The following is a 17,987-nucleotide window of genomic DNA, read 5'->3' as shown; positions in this document are numbered from 1 at the left end:
GGGAGAGTGTACGAACAATGGGGAAAAAGGCTAGATTCAGTATCATTGGCGGCGGCTTCCGCACACAAGCATTCCTGCGCATTGCCCAAGAGTTGCCTGAACGCTTTGAGGTGTCGGGTCTGGTTGTTCGAGATCCGGACAAGGGACTATTCATTGAGCAGGAATGGAATGTACATACGTATCGTACTCTGGAAGAGCTGCTGGAGAAGGAGCAGCAGGACTTTGTTGTTGTATCGGTAGCGCGTACGGTATGTCCGGACTTCCTGTTTGAGCTGGCAAAGCGTGGCATACCGGCTTTGACGGAAACGCCACCTGCCCAAGATGTGGAAGGATTACTCAGGCTGCATGAGCTTACGCTGAGCGGAGCCCGTATTCAGGTATCCGAGCAGTATCATGATCAGCCACTGCATGCGGCAAGGCAAGCTTTTGTGGAATCGGGGCGACTGGGTACAATTTCGGAGGCATATGTATCAACCGCCCATGATTATCATGGGATGAATCTGATGCGTAAGCTGCTGGGAGCCGGCTATGGGCAGGTTAAGATTCGTGCGATGCGGCACGAGACACCGCTGATGGGTGGACCGACACGAAGCGGCCCTCCTACGGAAGAAACGCTCATTCATTCTAAACGGGATTTGGCATGGCTTGAATTTGAGGATGGCAAGCTTGGAGTTTATGACTTTTGCAATGATCAATACAGGTCGTGGGTTCGTTCCAATTCGGTCAGTGTAAGAGGCGAGCGGGGAGAGATTGTGGATCAGCGCATCAATGTGCTGGCAGACTATGCGACTCCGCAGTATTTAGATTTCAAACGGATTAATAAGGGTGAAAACGGCAACCTGGAAGGATATTTCCTGCAAGGGATTATGGCCGGAGATCAATGGATGTACCATAACCCTTTTGTGGGCTCGCGTCTGAATGATGATGAAATCGCCATAGCAACATGCTTGACCAGAATGGCCGAATACGCGTCAGGTGGCCCAAGTTCTTACGGGCTGCGGGAAGCGTCGCAGGATCAATATCTCGGTTTGATGGTTCAGCAGGCGATTGCCTCAGGTGAAGCGGTTACAACGGATGTACAGCCGTGGGCAATAATCGACTAACCATAATAAAACCTCTCTCATCCCCTGATCGTAAGATCGGGCGGATGGAGAGGTTTTTCATTTCTTATTAACAATATGACGCTGCTTACTTCACTTCAAAGTAAGTAACGATTTCATCCAGAAGCAGGTTAGCCGCTTGAATGCCGCCAGCCGAGTTCCAGATCACATCATTCACTTTGACGACCTTGTTGGCTTTAGACACGTTCAAGTTTTTGAATAACGGGTCCTTTAACCAATTATCGGCCACATTGGCTGCATCTGTCTTACCGGTATTTTCAGTTACAAAATAGAACAGGACATCACCATCCATGCTCGGGATCGATTCCTTGGTCATTTTTTCAAATGAGGCATCTTTAACCTGGGAGGCAGGGCGGGCAAATCCAAGCTGAGACAAGAGAAGACCTGCGAAGGTTTGCTTTTGATACATACGGACCTCTGCAGCAGAAAAGCGTATAAGTGATATTTGGGTAGCTGCCTTAGCTCCGAGCTTGGCTTTTACATCCACTACCCGTTTTTCGAACGCTGCTATAGCCTTCTCGCCTTCGGCCTTCTTGTTCACAGCTTCTGTATATAGCCTAACATTCGTTTTCCAATCTCCTGATAAATCAGCTGAGAATACGGTAGGGGCGATGTTCTTTAATTGATCATAAATTTTGGCTTGTCTGACTTTGTTGCCAATAATTAAATCGGGCTTAAGACTGGCGATGAGTTCAATATTCGGTTGTAACTCATCACCTAGCACTGTGACATCCTTCATATCGGCTTTAATATGATCATACCAGGGTTCTCCGTACCAGGACTTGACGGCGCCCACCGGTTTAATGCCGACTGTAAGCAGCGCTTCTGTTCCTTCATTGGTCAGAATAACAACGCGTTTCGGCGTACCTGTTAAGGTTTCTTCACCCATAGCATGCTTGATTACCCGTGGGGCTTCAGCCTGTGGTGAAGCGGCTGTTGATGGAGCTGGTGTGGCTGCGACTGGGGTTGTTTGTTGAGTATTGCTTCCGCAGCCTGCTGCTATGAACAATACAATAACCGATAATATTAGCAGCAACGGACTACGGGCAGATCTCAATAATGATGGCATGAATGTCTCTCCTCTGAAAAAGTGGTCTTAAAAAACAAAAAAATGATAATGGTTATCATTATCATTAAAATAATAAGAGATATGAAGGGCCGCGTCAATTGCTAAATCAGATTCCGGTGTGTTGATTTAGAAATCAAAGGTCATGTTCGTGAAGATAAGCGACGGCCTCAGACCGGCTGGATACCTTCAGCTTTTTGTAAATCGTACTCAAATAATTTTTTACGGTACCGGTTGTCAAAAACAATTCTGAAGCGATAGCTTGGTTGGATTTCCCTTGCTTCAGATTTCTTAAAATGTTGCGTTCCTGGATAGACAAGCCATTTAACCTTTCATCGTGCAGTTGTTGCTCAGGGGAAGCAGGTGCGATATTACCCTGTGACGAGCGGTGTTCGTGCTGCTCGGAAGAATGCAGCATCCTGGCAAGGCGCAGCTGAATACTGTAAGGGTAATTGATTCTATCATCCAAACAGTCTTGAATCGCAGAAAGCATTTTTTCAGTCTCAATGCCTTTGACCAAAAAGCCGCTTGCTCCGTGGCGAATCGCTTCCCATATGTAATCTTCATCCTCAAACGTTGATAAAATCAGCACCTTGGTTTCTGGAAATTGCAATTTGATTTGTCTGGTTGCCTCTAATCCATCCAGCCTTGGCATATGGATGTCCATCAACACAAGCTGTGGTCGATGCAGCTGTACCTGAGCTATCGTGGCAATTCCGTCCCCTGTCTTGGCCACTACGGTATAATTGTCCTCCATGCTGAGAATAGCCGCTAAACCATCACGGATTAAAGGTTGATCGTCTGCTATAAGAATGGTTGTTTTAGCCAAGCCGCTCACTCCGCTCGATCGTTTTTGTCTGATAAGGAATCGTTATTTCCAACGTGACACCGCCAGCTGAATTGTGGCTTGATATCGAAAGCTTGCCGCCAGCATCCGTGACTCTCTCGTTCATGGCGTTCAAGCCAAAGCCATAAACGATTTGCTGCGGAGGTTTGCCATTGTCGGATAAGCTAAATCGGATGTATGCAGAGTCATAGGTTAATGAAAATTGGAACTTCGTGCTGGCACCATGCCGAATTCCGTTCGTTATGCCTTCTTGCAGCGCACGATAAATCGTTAGCTCGATCATCGGTGACAGATCCGGTAACGTAGTGTCAATCATGCATGCAATTTCCACGTTTGTCAGCTTTTCGGTTTCCTCAATTAACTCCATAAGCTCAGGTATGAACGGATGACTTGGGAGGTTTTCACGCAACAGATGTACAGAGGCTCGTACGTCATCCAAACCGCTGAGGATGTTGTCCTTCGTTCTGTCGATCATTTCAAGTGCAAGCGAATAATGGTTTTTCCCGATAGCATGTGAGGCTGTTTGCAGTCCTGTTAACGCCGATGTCAGCGTATGTCCAACCGAGTCATGAATTTCACGGGATATTCGTGTTCGTTCCTGTAGTATGGCTTTGCGCTCCAACTCAATCGAGGCGATTCGCAGTTGTTCATTATCTTTGGCCAATTGATTTTTTTGCTGAAAAGCGATTTTTGCAAGAAAGCTCATTCCAAATATGGCGAAGTATTCGATGATTCGAGGAAAAGTAAAGAAAATTTGCTCGTATGGGGGGAACTGTTTGAAAATCCAGAGACTTAGCACACAGCAGATATAGCTCACTATCGTAAAAATAAGCGAACGGTTTCTGGAGTGATGAAAAGTAAATTCGCCTATGAGAATCAAAACATAAACCTGTGCAAAAAAGTCCTCTGAAACTACCCATATGATAAGGGCCAGAGCCTGCTGAGAAACTAAAAATAGAACACCGGTCCTACGGTGCAGATCGACCTTCAGGATATAATCACGAAACAGGACGACTGCGATAAAAGTACAGGTTAGCAAACAGAGTCCTATAGAAAAGTTAGTCGTATGGAGCAGTAAGGTGACGGACGCTACTAGTACAATTGCAGTCAAGATTAAAGTTAGGTTTCTATTTAATTGTGTATCCATGGCATACCCTCACATGAAGTGAAATATCTAATGACTTTATTTTACCATAAACGTGACTTAAGTCATATTATTTAGAAAATAATGTCGAGATATGACCAAAATACTGCTTTTCTAGTGAATTTCTTCATCTGGGTTAGGTCATTAGAATCATCTATAATAGAAGAAGAGTCTGATAGAGTAGGTTGGATTGATGTATAAATAGGTATTGTCGCTCAAAGTTGTCAGCGGATATAAAAATTGTAGGTCCAAAGGACTGGGATTTATGTCATTAGTACTCGAAATAGGTGTGGGCCTGTTCAGCATTTTATAGATGAAAATAGAAATTCAAGGGGGCATGGATCATGTTTCTGATTTTATGGAATGTACTAGGCGGCGTTCTTCTAATTTCGACTCTATGTCTGCTTATCGATTTAATAAGGGGAGGCAAGCCTGAACAGGTGAAGCTCTCTATTGACAGTAGGAAATCGTCATATGAGGAACGGAAGATCTCATGATAATGACGGAATGGAATATGAGATATTGATTGAGCTCCAGATGCAGAGAATAGGTCCCGCTATGCAAGATTTTTTAGATAGTAATCAGTTTACGCAGCGAGAATCGGAAATTCTCATACTGATTGCTGTATATGGATTTTCCAATCGAGAAATTGCCGAGCATTGCGTAATCAGCGAAAAAACTGTCAAAAACCATCTGGCCAATATTATGAAAAGGCTGGGCATCCGATCGACTCGGAAGCTGCTTTCCCTATTGTTCAATCATGTGCTAAACGCCCGTGAACAAGATTCAACTCAACTTAATACTTTTATAATGACGGGGGTGGAGTAATTCCTCCAGCGAGCTATCTTGTCCAATATTGGAATGGAAATGATTGGATTGAGGCTGCTAACCAAATAAAAACCCCCGAAACACCAACCGCCGCTTTAGATAATGTGGCAACACCGGAGAACACTTTAAATATAGTGAATTTTGATACAGACATCGACTAAAATAAGATTCGTATTTACGAACACAAGCGGTTATGCTACCTTAACAGCGGCGGAAGCAGCTATTGTAGCGTTAGAGGCCGCGCTAATTCCGGGTGTGAAGAACGTCGGCGTATTATCTGCTTTTGGCAACTCAGAGGGAAATACGATAACGTTGAAATTATCTTCAGTTCTGGATGTTACGTACAGCATGCAGGCGAATAAATTTCAAGTTATCATCAATGCAGCTCCAATTCCAGTAACTCATGCCGATATGGAGGTTTTTTGTTTTGCGCAGTCATAACAGGTTAATGGAGCAAAGTAAGGATGGACTCTACAGAATTGTCAACAAAGGAACGATTAGGACGTGATTTCATGAGCACAGTAAGTCCTATTAATGATACGACAAGAGTCTGCGCCAAGGCGGTTGCGTTCGCAGCTGGATCAAGCTCACCCGATTGTATGCCTCGTTCGATCGTTTCTTGAAATATGACGGATAAATACATTTGATGCTCTCTGGTCAATATTTCAAATTTGGCATCATGAGGAGCAAGCTCAACCATCGTATTAATGCAAAAGCATCCGCGATTAGGCGCGTCTTCGTATTCCTTTGCGACCAGATTTTCAAAAAAGGAACGAATCGCAGCTTTGACTGATGGATTCTTTTGAAGTTGTGCTCTTACATTTGAAGTGTGGGACTGGGTATACTTTCGAAGGGCAGCTTCAAATAGTTCCTTTTTATTCCCGAATGCCGAGTAAATACTGGGTCTTTGAATACCCATTGTAGAAGTTAAATCACTTAATGAGGTGGCCTCGTATCCTTTCTCCCAAAATACATGCAATGCTGCGTCTAATGCCTTGTGCTCATCAAATTCACGGAGACGTACCATGTGGAGCCCTCTTTTCATATCGTTCAGTATAGTATGATTTTATTATTTTCTTCTGTTACTGTCAAATTAATTGACATCGTAAATAATAACTTATATATTATTCATTGTCATAACATACTGATCAGTATTAAATAATGATTTATATTTAAGGAGAGTAGGCACATGGATAAGCTTGATGAACAAGCATTAATTGTCGGCAAGGATACAAGTGGTTTAGAACCCAGCACGACTGTAGAGTCTACTACATCCGGTTCAGATATGGTTCCATCAATTTCGCGATCTACTACGCTGTTGTTGGCAGTTGCCTGTGGGCTGGCTGTAGCCAACATCTATTTTGCGCAGCCGCTGCTTGACACGATAGCTAACGAATTCGGTATCGCCTATTCGTCCATTGGGATTATCATTACGATTACTCAAATTTGTTATGCGTTGGGGCTTTTCTTGCTGGTACCGCTTGGCGACATTCTGGATCGACGCCTGTTGGTTGTCACTATGATGCTCATATCTGTTCTTGCACTTATAACGGTTGGTTGTGCTCCTAATAGCGCTGTCATGTTGATAGGTATGGCTGTAGTCGGGTTACTGGCCGTAGTCGTGCAGGTGTTTGTCGCATTTGCGGCGACTCTGGCTGCGCCTGCCGATCGAGGACGTGTTGTTGGCTTGGTGACGAGCGGTGTGGTTATTGGTATTTTGCTGGCGCGTACCTTTGCCGGTATATGGACCGATCTTGCCGGATGGCGTGCGGTTTATTGGATCTCTGCGGCATTAACACTGGTGATGGCTTGTGTGATGCTCCGTGTACTGCCTCAACGCAGGAAAATGACATCGACATTATCGTATCCCAAATTGCTGCGCTCTGTGTTCATGCTGTTTGTTCAGGAACCGGTACTGCTTATCCGCGCTGTGATCGCTTTGCTGATTTTTACAGCGTTCAGCATCCTGTGGACTTCGCTCGTTCTGCCGCTCAGCGCACCGCCACTTTCACTCTCACATGCCGCAATCGGATCGTTTGGGCTAGCAGGTGCTGCGGGAGCGTTAGCGGCAGCGCGAGCAGGACAGCTGGCAGATCGCGGGTTAGGGCAGCGAACTACGTGTATCGCTCTTGTCGTATTATTGGGATCGTGGCTGCCAATCGGCTTGGCCGAGTACTCATTGTTAGCGTTAATTGCTGGTGTAATCGCGTTGGACTTCGCCGTGCAGGCTGTACATGTGACTAACCAGAGCATGATCTTAAGTGTGCGTCCGGAATCGCGCAGCCGTCTTACAGCGAGCTATATGATCTTTTATTCCATTGGCAGTGCAACGGGTTCGATGGCTTCGACCTTCGTGTACGCACATGCAGGCTGGATCGCCGTTTGCTTGCTGGGTACCGCGGTTAGCGCCTTAGCGCTGATATTTTGGGCAATAACCCGGCATTTAACGCCTACGTCTGATACAGCCAGCTGATACAAGGCGCAAGCATCCAGTAATTCAATAGGAAAAAATGAGATGATCATAGTCAAATGACTGTGATTTTTTTCATGCTGTCCTTTACGCTTGGATGATTCCTCAAGTAGAATGAGCTTGAAGGTGCCTTTAATTCTGTTGATCATGTCAAGGATAGAACAATGAGAATTCCCAGTACCTACCTTTGGGTTGCGAAAGGAGAGCACTATGTATCGCGTGTTAATTGTAGATGATGAGCCTTGGGTGCTTAAAGGCATACTCAACACGTTCAGATGGGATGATTATGGTTTTGTGGTGATAGCGGATACAACCGATCCTTTGTTGGCTTATGACTTGATCCTTAAACAGCAGCCGGATGTGGTCATGACGGACATCAGGATGCCGGAGCTGACGGGGATAGATCTGATGAAGCTGAGCCGGGAGCAGGGGATCAAAGCAGAGTTCATTATTATTAGCGGAGCGGCTGATTTTCATTATGCACAGGAGTCGATTCGCTTGGGCTGCTTTGATTACATGTTGAAACCGCTTCAATTCGATGCGGCGGATGCCTTGCTGGATCGGTTAAGCCACCATTTGGAGTCTGTGCTTCCACCGAAAGAGGTTGCAGCAAGAGAATTGGAGCCAAAAGCCGAGAATGCTGCGCCGAGCCCGCTCATTAATGAGAATTTCAAACAATTGCTCGACTATGTCAATCATCATTATGAGGATGAGCTGTACCTGAAGGAGCTTTCGCACAAATTTTATATCAACTACACGTATTGCTGTGATTTATTTCAAAAGGCTACGAAATCTACCTTCAACGAATTTGTAACCCGTCTGCGCATGAATAAAGCTGAACAAATGCTCAAGGAAAGCCATTTATCGGTTCACGAGGTTGCCCGGACAGTAGGCTATAAAGACTGCAATTATTTCAATAAGGTTTTTAAAAAAAGGTTTGGCATGACTCCGACAGGCTACCGCAAGAGCCTGCAGGGGGATGAGGCATGAGATTATTAACGAAAATGAAGTTAATGCACAAGCTGCTGCTCATTGTCGGCATATCCACACTGATGATATTTTCACTGCAAATTTATTATTATTCCAAATTTTATGGGCTGACCGAGGATAAGGAAAATGTACATACCTCCAAAATTTTGAAGCAGGTGGAGGAAAAGGTGATTTCCTATGCGCAGGATATTAAAGATGCTGCCCTGGCCTCCTCTTACAACACGATGACACATGACTATTTAAGCTCCGATGACCCGATCTACAGATTGCGTTTAAACAAGATCGTTGTTGAAATTATGTCTGGAATTAAAGCCTCCAACAAAAATATTCAATCGATTATGATCGTGGATAAAAACAACAATATTCTCGGCGCCTTAAACCCCGAGGATTACGTAGTGCTTGAGGAGTTTGAGAAGAAATACAGCCTGCCTATTTTTCGTTCACAAACGAAATTTTTTGGGAAAGTATTTAATAGTGAAAAAATGGAGCGTCCCGCTTACTTCTTTTATCATTCGATTTCTTCGACGCTAAACAGTGACAGCTCAGTTTCCGATTTGGGAAAATGTATTGTCGTTTATAAAACAGAGATTTTGGACCAGCATGTAACCAATATTAAGAACACACCCAATTCATTGTTGATGATTCTCGATAATGAATCTCATATTGTTACGGCGGATGAAAGCTCACTGAAGGGAACTTTTTTTGATAAATCGATTTTTAGCGGCATGGAAGGTGACAGCAGGGAGCATCAGGTGGAATATCGTCAGAAGCTGAACCATGTTCAAATCAACGAGATTGAGCTTCTGGATTGGAAAATTGTCAGCATGATTCCAATTAACGAAATGACCGACGAGCTGCGGACTATCCGCAACAGCGGTTTTATGATCGGCACGGCGATGACGCTGCTTATTTTGGTGATGGGCCTGCTGTTTATCCGCAGTGTGACCCTACCCTTTGGACGGATTATACGTTTTGTCAATTTTATCGGGAACAATGGCGGCAAGCAAAGACTGAAAATGTCGATAGGTAATGAAATGGGTTTTTTGGCTATTGAAATCAACAGGATGCTCGATCGGGTTGACGAAGCGAATGAGCAATTGCTGGAAGCCAGCATTTCGTTGTATCAGATGGAATTAGCCAAAAAGCAGGCTGAATTGGCTTCTCTGCAAAGTCAGATTAACCCTCATTTTCTGTATAATACGTTGGAATGCGTACGAAGTATTGGGCTTGCCAACCGGGTGATGGAAATTGTGGAGATCGCTACAGCAATGGCCAAAATATTCAGGTACAGCATCAAGGAGGATCATTTTGTTCAAATTCACCATGAAATGGAATGCGTTCAGGATTACATGCGTATCATGACTATCCGATTTACTGACAAATTCAGTGAGTACATCAGCATCGAAGACAGTGTTCTAAGGATGAGGATTCCGAGAATGATCCTGCAGCCGATTGTTGAAAATGCGATCTATCATGGACTGGAGCGGAAGAATGGCAAAGGGCTTTTGACCATAAAGGGCTGGGTGGCGGCGGACAATGTGGTACGCTTTGAGATCGCCGACAATGGCAAGGGGATACCCGCTGCAGAGCTTCACAAGCTTCGGCAACGCTTGCAAGCGGTGGATATCGATCAGAGCTTTTCCACGGAAAAAGGGCTCGGCTTATTGAATATCCAACGGAGAATCAAGCTTGCTTTTGGCGAACCGTACGGCATCGAAGTTAACAGCATTGAGAATGAAGGGACTCAAGTTAGCCTGCAAATCCCGATCTCCTTGGACGAGCAGCCTGCTTTGAGATGAAGAGGTTTCGATTGAATCTTAGTGCTGTAAGTTCCGAATTTATTACCTTATCGTCCGAAACGAATCTCTGGAATTTCCCTAGAAAACGTTTACAATTAATATTGATAATACAAGGAGGCGGATGTGGATGTTTAACCTGCACTCATGTTATGTGAAGGAGCTTGACAGCAGCTGGAGGATGGATCGCACCGTAACCACACATGATTTACTGATTTTTATTACAAGCGGCAAATTGATTTATTGGGTTGATAATGAGAAAATCCCGCTGCAGCAGGGTGATATTTTGTACATTCCGGAGGGTTCACTGCGCAGTGGAGCAGCTCTTGAATATCATCAAAGGTATGCAACGGTTTTCAGTTCGACAGGAGCCGATCAAGGACTGCTGCCCATATTGGACAAGAAAAAGAGCTTTAAAATGAAAATTCAAAACTCTGCGTATTTCAAGCTGAGATTCTCGCAGTTAACCCATCACTGGCAGATGAAGGGGCCTTATCTGGATACAACCTGTTATGCGATTCTGCTGGAGATGCTCAGTATGATCAACAGCGACCTGGATCACAGGGAGCTTGGCACACGGAAATTGAAGCTCGTTACCGATATCAAAAACTATATCCACAATCATCATCACGAATCCATCAAGCTGCAGGATTTGTCGGATTACAGTGGGAAAACGCCTAATTACATATCCTGTTTATTTAAGCAGGTGACCGGCTTTACGCCGATAGAATATCTTCATGATGTGCGGATCTCGGTAGCGAAAGATTTGATGCTGAGCAAATCGATAACAGTTCGCGAAATTGCCGAGCAGACGGGATTTTGTGACCAGGCTTATTTTCATCGCGTTTTTAAAAAGGTGACCGGTTATTCACCGACAGATTTTTTGAACGAAAAATACGGATAAATTTAACTTTCATAGAGGCACTTGCACAGAAATGCAGCAGGTGTCTTTTCTTTCTAAAAAATTTTGCCACAATCGTAAGATCGTACAAAGAGGCGGGTATCGTTAATGGTGCTGAAGGAAAAAAGGGACTATGCTGATAGAGAAGAAGCAAGCTTTTATGTTAGAGATAGCCAAGCGGCCATCATAATTTGAAATGGAGGAAATGATCAATGGAGCCATCTAGTTTGCAGTATGCATTAACAGAGGAAGAGCGTCAAACGTTTAACGAGACAGGGTATCTGATCCTGGAAAATGCTTTATCGCCCGAGCAAGTGGCAGCGCTTACTAAAGAGGTTGACCATATATTCGAAACGAAGGTAAAGGCTGGTCATGATACAACCAAGGCATTGTTTCATCCCAACTTTATTCCAGATCATCAGCTTTTCCTTGATTTACTCGATTATGAAAAGGTGCTTCCCAAAGTATGGGGTATTCTGGGCTGGAACATTTATTTGTATCATGCCCATATGATCGTTACCCCACCGAGCGGTGCGGAGCAGAACGATAAAACGTTCGGCTGGCATCAGGACAGCGGGCGGATGAATATTGAAATGGAATCGGAGCCGCGACCACGTATGTCGTTGAAAGTAGCATATTTTTTATCGGATATTTCCGAGCCAGGACGCGGTAATTTCTGGATTGTTCCCAACAGCCATTTGAATAATACAATGGTCAGACCTGAGAATGGGATCGGTCAACTCGAGGGAGCAATTCCCGTATGTGTGAAGCCGGGAACGGCTGTATTCTTTGACCGGCGGTTGTGGCATGCGGCCAGTCCGAATTGGTCTGACATTACGCGCAAGGTGCTCTTCTATGGTTACGGCTACCGTTGGATACGGACGAAGGACGATATGACGGTGCAGAATCTGTATCAGAAGTGTGATCCGATACAACGGCAGCTGCTGGGTGACGGGATTAACTGCAACGGGTATTACACACCAACGGATGAAGAGGTGCCGCTTAAGTTATGGTTGAAGGAGCATGCACCCCAGCAGGTGGGCAAATAAATAGGTAGAGCAATGAACAGGTAAATGGATGAGGTTAACGATAGAGCAACCATAATGACTATGCTTAAGCAGGGGGGATATGCAATGTCAGTAAATGAGCAGGCAGCAGTAGACGAACCTTCAGACACTTCCAGAGCCGCAAGAAAGAAAGTGAAGCACGGCATAATCGATTGTGATGTGCATCCGATACCCAAAAGCATGGATCAAATTAGGCAATACTTGCCGAAGTTCTGGAAAGAACGGTTTCGGGGAGGAGGGAGAGGGTTGTTTTACGGCAACCCCTCCCACGGTATGCGTCAGGACTCGATTCCACCCGACGGAGGTCCGGCTGGCTCTGACCCGGGCTTCATGCGCAAGCAGCTGCTTGAAGCGAATAATATCAAAACCGCGATCTTGATTCCGCGCGAGAACAGCTGCCAGTTTCCCGATCTGGATTACGGGAATGCAATTGCCTCGGCCTATAACGAGTGGATCGCGGATACATGGATCGGTCCGGGCGATAACCATGACGGCATATTCAAGTCGTCGATCGTTATCAATCACAGCGATCCCGCCTCGGCTGCCAAGGAGATCGACCGTTGGGCAGGGCACAAGCATTTTATCCAGGTGACTACCGATTCGGGAGCAAGATTTCTGATGGGACACCGGAATTTTCATCCGATATTCGAAGCGTGCAGCAGACATCATTTACCGCTTGCTCTGCATCCGGGATTAGATGGCATTGGTATTAATATTCTTCCGTCTCCAGGCAATCCAAGCCATTATATTGAATGGCATACCTGTATGTCGCTCAGCTTTCAGGCACATTTGGTCAGTCTCTTGACGGAAGGAACGTTTGAGCGGTTCCCTGATCTGCGTATCGTGCTGGTCGAGGGCAGCTCGACATGGCTGGTTCCGTTGATGTGGCGGCTCGATATGGAGTACAAGGCATTACGTCACGAAATCCCCTGGGTCAAAAAGATGCCAAGTGAATATTTGCGTGACCATGTGCGGATTACCTCGCAGCCGTTGGAAAGACCAGGCAATGACGAGGATTTTATGGATATGTTAAGAATGATGGATGCCGAGCACCTGCTGATGTTCTCCTCGGATTATCCGCACTGGGATTTTGACAATCCGAAATCGGCTTTTCCCAAGCTTCCGGAGAAGCTGTACAATCGTATCTTTTTTGAAAATGCGGAGGAGTTTTATGGGTTATAAGTCCGGTGAATAAGGTGAATAATTATCCGCTGCGCGGTCAAATATCCTTCCAATCGCTGTTGTTTCCATATTTCTCTGATCGTATAAGACATTTAGCTGTATAAATACGGAAACAAAGGCGACCGCTCCGCTTTTCCAGGATTATTTGACCGCTCCGCTCCTTATTCACCGGACTTATAAAGTAAATAGGTATAGTAAAACAGAGGGGAGAATCGTCAGATGGGCAAGCATTTGGTAGGGGCTACCAGTGAAATTTTACCGGGTCAAAGGAAAATTGTTACGGTAGAAGGCATTACGATGGGTGTTTTTAATGTTAATGGTACGTACTACGCGGTGAAAAACAGCTGTCCTCACCAGCAGGCGCCATTATGTGTGGGCAATGTTTCAGGAACGACGCTACCCTCGCAGCCCGGAGAGTTTCTGTATGGGCGGGAAGGAGAGATTCTCCGCTGTCCATGGCATGGCTGGGAATTCGATCTAACGAACGGGCACTCGTTGTTTGACCCCAATCGCTGCTGGGTGAAGACCTATGAGGTTGAGGTAGAGCTCCCGGAGGAGGAGCAGCCCAAGCTGGAGACGTTCCCAGTTAGTGTCGAAGAGGAGCGCGTTATGGTTATGGTTTCTGTGAACAGATAATGTACGTTATTCGGCAAGACGCTAGAAGTGTGGTGAATAACAAGCGGAGCAGCCAAATGATCCTGGAGAAGCGTCAGCGCTCGCCTTTGAAATCGTGAATAAACCACTTGATCTCATCCCATTTCACGATTTCAACAGCGATCGGAAGGATATTTGGCTGTGCAGCGGGACTTATTCACCGTACTTCTAGAAAACACAGAAAGAGGTGGTACCTCATTATGGAGGAGCAGATAAAGAGCGCTCATCATCGGAGCACCAATAAAACCGGAATCATTGATTGTGATGTACATCCCTATCCGAAAAACAAGGAAGAAATCCAGTCCTACATGAAGCAGCCTTGGCGGGAACGGTTCAGCGGTGGGGGGAGAGGCCATTACGGTAATCCTGTGCATGGCGATCGGCAGGATGCCAAGCCCCCTGGCGGGGGACCCAGCGGCTCCGACCCTGAATTTCTGCGAGAGCAGCATGTGCTGAAATATGGTATCGATCATTGTATTCTGCTTCCTCGTGCCTTCTGTAATTTGCTCCCCGATCCGGATTATGCAACCGCCGTAGCTGCTGCATTTAACGATTGGCTTGCGGATACCTGGCTTGGCAAATACAATGGTGACGGTGTATTCAAGGGATCCATTACGATTGCCCACCAAGACCCGTTAGCGGCAGCGGCAGAGATCAGAAGATGGGCGGGCCATCCGCATTTTGTTCAGGTGATGACGGATTCTGGTGCAAGGGCGCCATTTGGACAGCGGCAGTATTACCCAATTTATGAGGCTTGTGCGGAGGCCGGACTGCCCTTGGCCATTCATCCGGGTACGGACGGTATGGGCATTAATATTCAGCCTACTCCGGGGTATCCAACCCATTATATTGAGTGGCACACCTGTCTTTCGCTCGGCTTTCAGGCGCATCTGGTCAGCTTTATCACAGAAGGAGTCTTTGAACGGTTTCCCGGGTTTAAAGTTGTGCTTGTAGAAGGCGGCGTATCCTGGCTGCCAGCTTTAATGTGGAGACTGGATGCTGAATATAAAGCTCTCCGTTATGAGGTTCCCTGGGTGAAGAAACGTCCGAGCGATTATTTGCGCGACCATGTACGGATCACTTCGCAGCCATTGGAGCGGCCTGACAATGACAGCCACCTGCTGCAAACGCTGGAAATGATGGATGCCGAGCATCTGTTGATGTTTTCAAGCGACTACCCGCATTGGGATTTTGATTCTCCGAAGCTTGCATTTCCTAAATTACCTGAGCCGTTATGGCAGAGAATCTTTAAAGAAAATGCCAAACAGCTTTACAAGCTCTGATTAGACACATACTTGTAAGCGTTTAACAAGGGCGCATTAAAGATTTCTATAATGAGGGGATGATTGGCATGCAAAATAAAGTGTTGTCAAGAACAGCCGGGTATCTCGCACTGGGTATGGCCTTATCTGCGCTGGCAGCCTGTAGTACGGCCCCAGCAGCCAATGATGCAAAGGGGACGGACAGTCAGCCGACTGCAGCAGACAATAAGCCCTTTGCCTATAGCACGATGGTATCAACCTTTGCTGCGGTTCCCGACATGAAAAATCAATTTTGGACCAAGTTTCAGAAGGATAACAACCTGCAGCTGGCTATTGAATGGATTCCGGATGTTGAATTTCAAACGAAGCTGAATCTGGCGATGGCGACCGGGGAATTGCCGGATGTCGTATCCGCTCAGAACCCTCATGATATCGGTACATTAAACGCGGTAGATAAGGGCATCTTTTGGGATTTAGGTCCTCTGATCGGGGATTTAAGCAAATATCCGAATTTGAAAAAGAACATACCTGAAGCGGCATGGAAGTTTTCCAAATATAAAGGTACGTATTTCTTTATTCCGAGAGCCCGCTCTCAGATCAATACAGGCTGGATGATCCGCAAGGATTTGCTGGATGATGTAGGCCTGCCTTTACCCAAAACGACAGATGAGCTGTACACGGCGTTAAAACAGATCAAAGCTAAGGACACTGGCAACAAGCTGATAGGAACGCTGTTTTTTGAATCGATTGCTTCTTCCTTTGGCACCTTTACCCCACAATACAACAAAGAAGGCGGCATGTACCGTAATTTACTAAGCGATGCTTATACGGACATGGTGGATTGGTACCATAAGTTATATGCGGACGGCTTGATGTCCAAGGAGTTTTCCGCAGTCAAAGGCCTTGAGCCGGATAATTTCTTCGGTTCCGGTAAAACGATATTTCATACCAAAAATTTCTGGCATCAATACCGGATGGATCAGGAAAATAAAAAGGTTAATCCCAAAGCCAGTGTAGAACTGGTCCCTTCACTAAAAGGGCCAGGGGGCTACAGCGCTTATTTGGAGCCGGGGTTTACAGGCGGGCTGTTCATTTCCAAAAAAGTGCCTGAAGAAAAAGTTAAAAAAATTCTTGATGTTTTCAACATGGCGGCCAGCGATGAAAATTCCCAAGCGTTATTTTATGGATATGAGGGCATCCACCATAAGGTGGAAAATGGAAAGTACATCATGACCGATATCGGTCTCAAGGAAATTCAAAGCTTTACGAATGATCCGTTTACAATTAAAAGAAACGAGTGGGATAAAGTAGACAGCCCACTTGCCCCGATTGAAGTCGATTTGGCAAATCGCGAAAAAGTGAAGCCATTATATAAAGAGCTGACGGTCGATCCCTTCCGAATTATCCGTTCGACGACCTGGACGGCGGAATGGCCGAAATTTGCAGATGAATTTGAAAAGAAAAGAACGGAAGCCATTATGGGCATCATTACGATGGATCAATACAAGCAATATATTGAAGGCTTAAGGAATAACGCCGTATTGAAAAAATCGTTCGTAGAGCTTGCCGCCAGCTATAAGGAATACTTCGGAAACTAATCAACCCAGGTCAACGGAACTTACAAACAGTAGGCTCGTTGTGGGCTGCCTATCCGTTGACCCTCCCATTTTTTAATGGAAGGAGCATGATAATGGAAGTTCAAAAGGCAGCATGGAATAAAACGGCAGCAAACTCCCGGGAACGGGTCCGTTCGCGTTCAGCGTGGTCGCAATATGTGAAATACAGGCATATGTATTTGCTGGTGATACCCGGATTTCTGTTCTTTGCTGTATTTAAGATGGTACCGATGTGGGGGCTGCTGCTTGCTTTTAAAGATTACAGCCCCATTGATGGATTCGCTGCCAGCCCATGGGTGGGACTGAAGCATTTTAACGAGATGTTTGCGGATGAGCATTTTTATATCATGCTGCGCAACACGCTTTTGATCAATGTATTCGGGCTTGTGTTCTTTTTTCCGCTGCCTGTGCTATTGGCAATTATGCTCAACGAGGTTCGTCACGAAGTGTTCAAAAGGGTGAATCAATCGTTAATCTATATGCCGCATTTTTTGTCATGGGTCGTGATTGCGAGTCTGACCTTTTTCATGTTATCTGTTGATGTCGGTTTGATTAACAAGGTCATACGGGCTGTCGGTTTGGAGCCATATTCCTTTCTGAATGACAGCAAGCTGTTCTGGGGAATGGTCACGGTACAAAGCATATGGAAGGATGCGGGCTGGGGAACGATTATTTTCCTGGCTGCCATAGCAGGCGTCAACCCGGAGAGGTATGAGGCAGCCGTTGTCGACGGTGCCGGTCGATTCAAGCAAATCTGGCATGTGACTTTGCCGGCCATACGCCCGACGATCGTTATCCTGTTAATCCTCCGCTTGGGGCATATTACCGATGTCAATTTTGAGCAGGTTCTGTTGATGATGAACCCGTTAGTGCGTAATGTGGGCGATGTATTCGACACGTATGTGTACAATAACGGAATCCTCCGTGGTATGTACAGTGTGGGTGTAACCGTCGGATTTTTTAAAGGCCTTATTGGTCTGGCGCTGGTCATGGCCTCGAATTATATTGTCAAAAAACTGGGACACGAAGGCATTTACTAAAGG

The 17,987-nt window shown here is 45.7% G+C and carries 17 protein-coding genes; 13 read left to right on the top strand and 4 right to left on the bottom strand.

All coding sequences use genetic code 11. From position 1 onward, the window contains the following. Window positions 1-17 precede the first annotated feature (17 nt). The gene (locus tag LRL21_RS02755; protein ID WP_240414238.1) at window positions 18-1,103 is read left to right on the top strand and encodes a Gfo/Idh/MocA family protein; all 1,086 of its coding nucleotides are present in this window, start codon (window positions 18-20) and stop codon (window positions 1,101-1,103) included. Between the two features lie 85 nt (window positions 1,104-1,188). Here the strand turns inward: LRL21_RS02755 and LRL21_RS02750 are convergent, their stop codons facing one another. From LRL21_RS02750 to LRL21_RS02740, 3 genes are all read right to left on the bottom strand, one after another. Then, window positions 1,189-2,190 carry an ABC transporter substrate-binding protein gene (locus tag LRL21_RS02750; RefSeq protein WP_240414237.1) on the bottom strand — a complete coding sequence of 334 codons (1,002 nt, stop codon included), beginning with the start codon at window positions 2,188-2,190 and terminating at the stop codon, window positions 1,189-1,191. A gap of 133 nt (window positions 2,191-2,323) precedes the next feature. Beyond that, entirely contained in the window at window positions 2,324-3,016 is a 693-nt protein-coding gene (locus LRL21_RS02745) for a response regulator transcription factor (RefSeq protein WP_240414236.1), read from the bottom strand. Continuing rightward, complete coding sequence (locus LRL21_RS02740; RefSeq protein WP_240414235.1) at window positions 3,009-4,181, bottom strand: sensor histidine kinase; 1,173 nt, start codon at window positions 4,179-4,181, stop codon at window positions 3,009-3,011. Before LRL21_RS02740 ends, LRL21_RS02745 begins: the two co-directional genes overlap by 8 nt. Before the next feature lie 471 nt (window positions 4,182-4,652). Here LRL21_RS02740 and LRL21_RS02735 point away from each other — a divergent pair, with 471 nt between their 5' ends. Both LRL21_RS02735 and LRL21_RS02730 read left to right on the top strand, forming a co-directional pair. Next, on the top strand, window positions 4,653-5,006 hold the full coding sequence (locus LRL21_RS02735) for a response regulator transcription factor (RefSeq protein WP_240414234.1): 354 nt from the start codon (window positions 4,653-4,655) through the stop codon (window positions 5,004-5,006). Between the two features lie 141 nt (window positions 5,007-5,147). Beyond that, complete coding sequence (locus tag LRL21_RS02730; RefSeq protein ID WP_240414233.1) at window positions 5,148-5,447, top strand: hypothetical protein; 300 nt, start codon at window positions 5,148-5,150, stop codon at window positions 5,445-5,447. A 4-nt stretch (window positions 5,448-5,451) separates the two neighbouring features. Here the strand turns inward: LRL21_RS02730 and LRL21_RS02725 are convergent, their stop codons facing one another. Next, window positions 5,452-6,033 (bottom strand): TetR/AcrR family transcriptional regulator, encoded by a 582-nt coding sequence (locus tag LRL21_RS02725; protein ID WP_240414232.1) that lies wholly within the window; start codon window positions 6,031-6,033, stop codon window positions 5,452-5,454. 162 nt (window positions 6,034-6,195) lie between these two features. On the opposite strand from LRL21_RS02725, the gene LRL21_RS02720 reads away from it, so the two are divergent. From LRL21_RS02720 to LRL21_RS02675, 10 genes are all read left to right on the top strand, one after another. Further along, window positions 6,196-7,479, top strand: a complete 1,284-nt coding sequence (locus tag LRL21_RS02720; protein ID WP_420832420.1) for an MFS transporter — start codon at window positions 6,196-6,198, stop codon at window positions 7,477-7,479. Window positions 7,480-7,686: 207 nt separating this feature from the next. Continuing rightward, window positions 7,687-8,466 carry a response regulator transcription factor gene (locus tag LRL21_RS02715; protein WP_240414231.1) on the top strand — a complete coding sequence of 260 codons (780 nt, stop codon included), beginning with the start codon at window positions 7,687-7,689 and terminating at the stop codon, window positions 8,464-8,466. After that, window positions 8,463-10,265 (top strand): sensor histidine kinase, encoded by a 1,803-nt coding sequence (locus LRL21_RS02710; RefSeq protein WP_240414230.1) that lies wholly within the window; start codon window positions 8,463-8,465, stop codon window positions 10,263-10,265. Before LRL21_RS02715 ends, LRL21_RS02710 begins: the two co-directional genes overlap by 4 nt. Window positions 10,266-10,392: 127 nt before the next feature. Beyond that, complete coding sequence (locus tag LRL21_RS02705) at window positions 10,393-11,166, top strand: helix-turn-helix domain-containing protein (protein WP_240414229.1); 774 nt, start codon at window positions 10,393-10,395, stop codon at window positions 11,164-11,166. A gap of 209 nt (window positions 11,167-11,375) precedes the next feature. After that, window positions 11,376-12,212: a phytanoyl-CoA dioxygenase family protein gene (locus LRL21_RS02700; protein WP_240414228.1), complete on the top strand. Its 837-nt coding sequence runs from the start codon at window positions 11,376-11,378 to the stop codon at window positions 12,210-12,212. A gap of 84 nt (window positions 12,213-12,296) precedes the next feature. Beyond that, on the top strand, window positions 12,297-13,412 hold the full coding sequence (locus LRL21_RS02695) for an amidohydrolase family protein (RefSeq protein WP_240414227.1): 1,116 nt from the start codon (window positions 12,297-12,299) through the stop codon (window positions 13,410-13,412). 219 nt (window positions 13,413-13,631) lie between these two features. Next, the gene (locus tag LRL21_RS02690; RefSeq protein WP_240414226.1) at window positions 13,632-14,048 is read left to right on the top strand and encodes a Rieske (2Fe-2S) protein; all 417 of its coding nucleotides are present in this window, start codon (window positions 13,632-13,634) and stop codon (window positions 14,046-14,048) included. Between the two features lie 218 nt (window positions 14,049-14,266). Beyond that, window positions 14,267-15,349, top strand: coding sequence for an amidohydrolase family protein (locus LRL21_RS02685; protein WP_240414225.1), 1,083 nt, complete (start codon window positions 14,267-14,269; stop codon window positions 15,347-15,349). 68 nt (window positions 15,350-15,417) lie between these two features. After that, the gene (locus tag LRL21_RS02680; protein WP_240414224.1) at window positions 15,418-16,926 is read left to right on the top strand and encodes an extracellular solute-binding protein; all 1,509 of its coding nucleotides are present in this window, start codon (window positions 15,418-15,420) and stop codon (window positions 16,924-16,926) included. Window positions 16,927-17,018: 92 nt separating this feature from the next. Next, window positions 17,019-17,984, top strand: coding sequence for an ABC transporter permease (locus LRL21_RS02675; protein WP_338044567.1), 966 nt, complete (start codon window positions 17,019-17,021; stop codon window positions 17,982-17,984). Window positions 17,985-17,987: the final 3 nt, after the last annotated feature.

Origin of the sequence: Paenibacillus periandrae (assembly GCF_022458865.1) — a bacterium.
GTDB classification, from domain to species: Bacteria; Bacillota; Bacilli; order Paenibacillales; family NBRC-103111; genus Paenibacillus_S; species Paenibacillus_S periandrae.
Note: the sequence above shows the minus strand (reverse complement) of the source record. Positions and strands in the feature narration are given on the sequence as shown.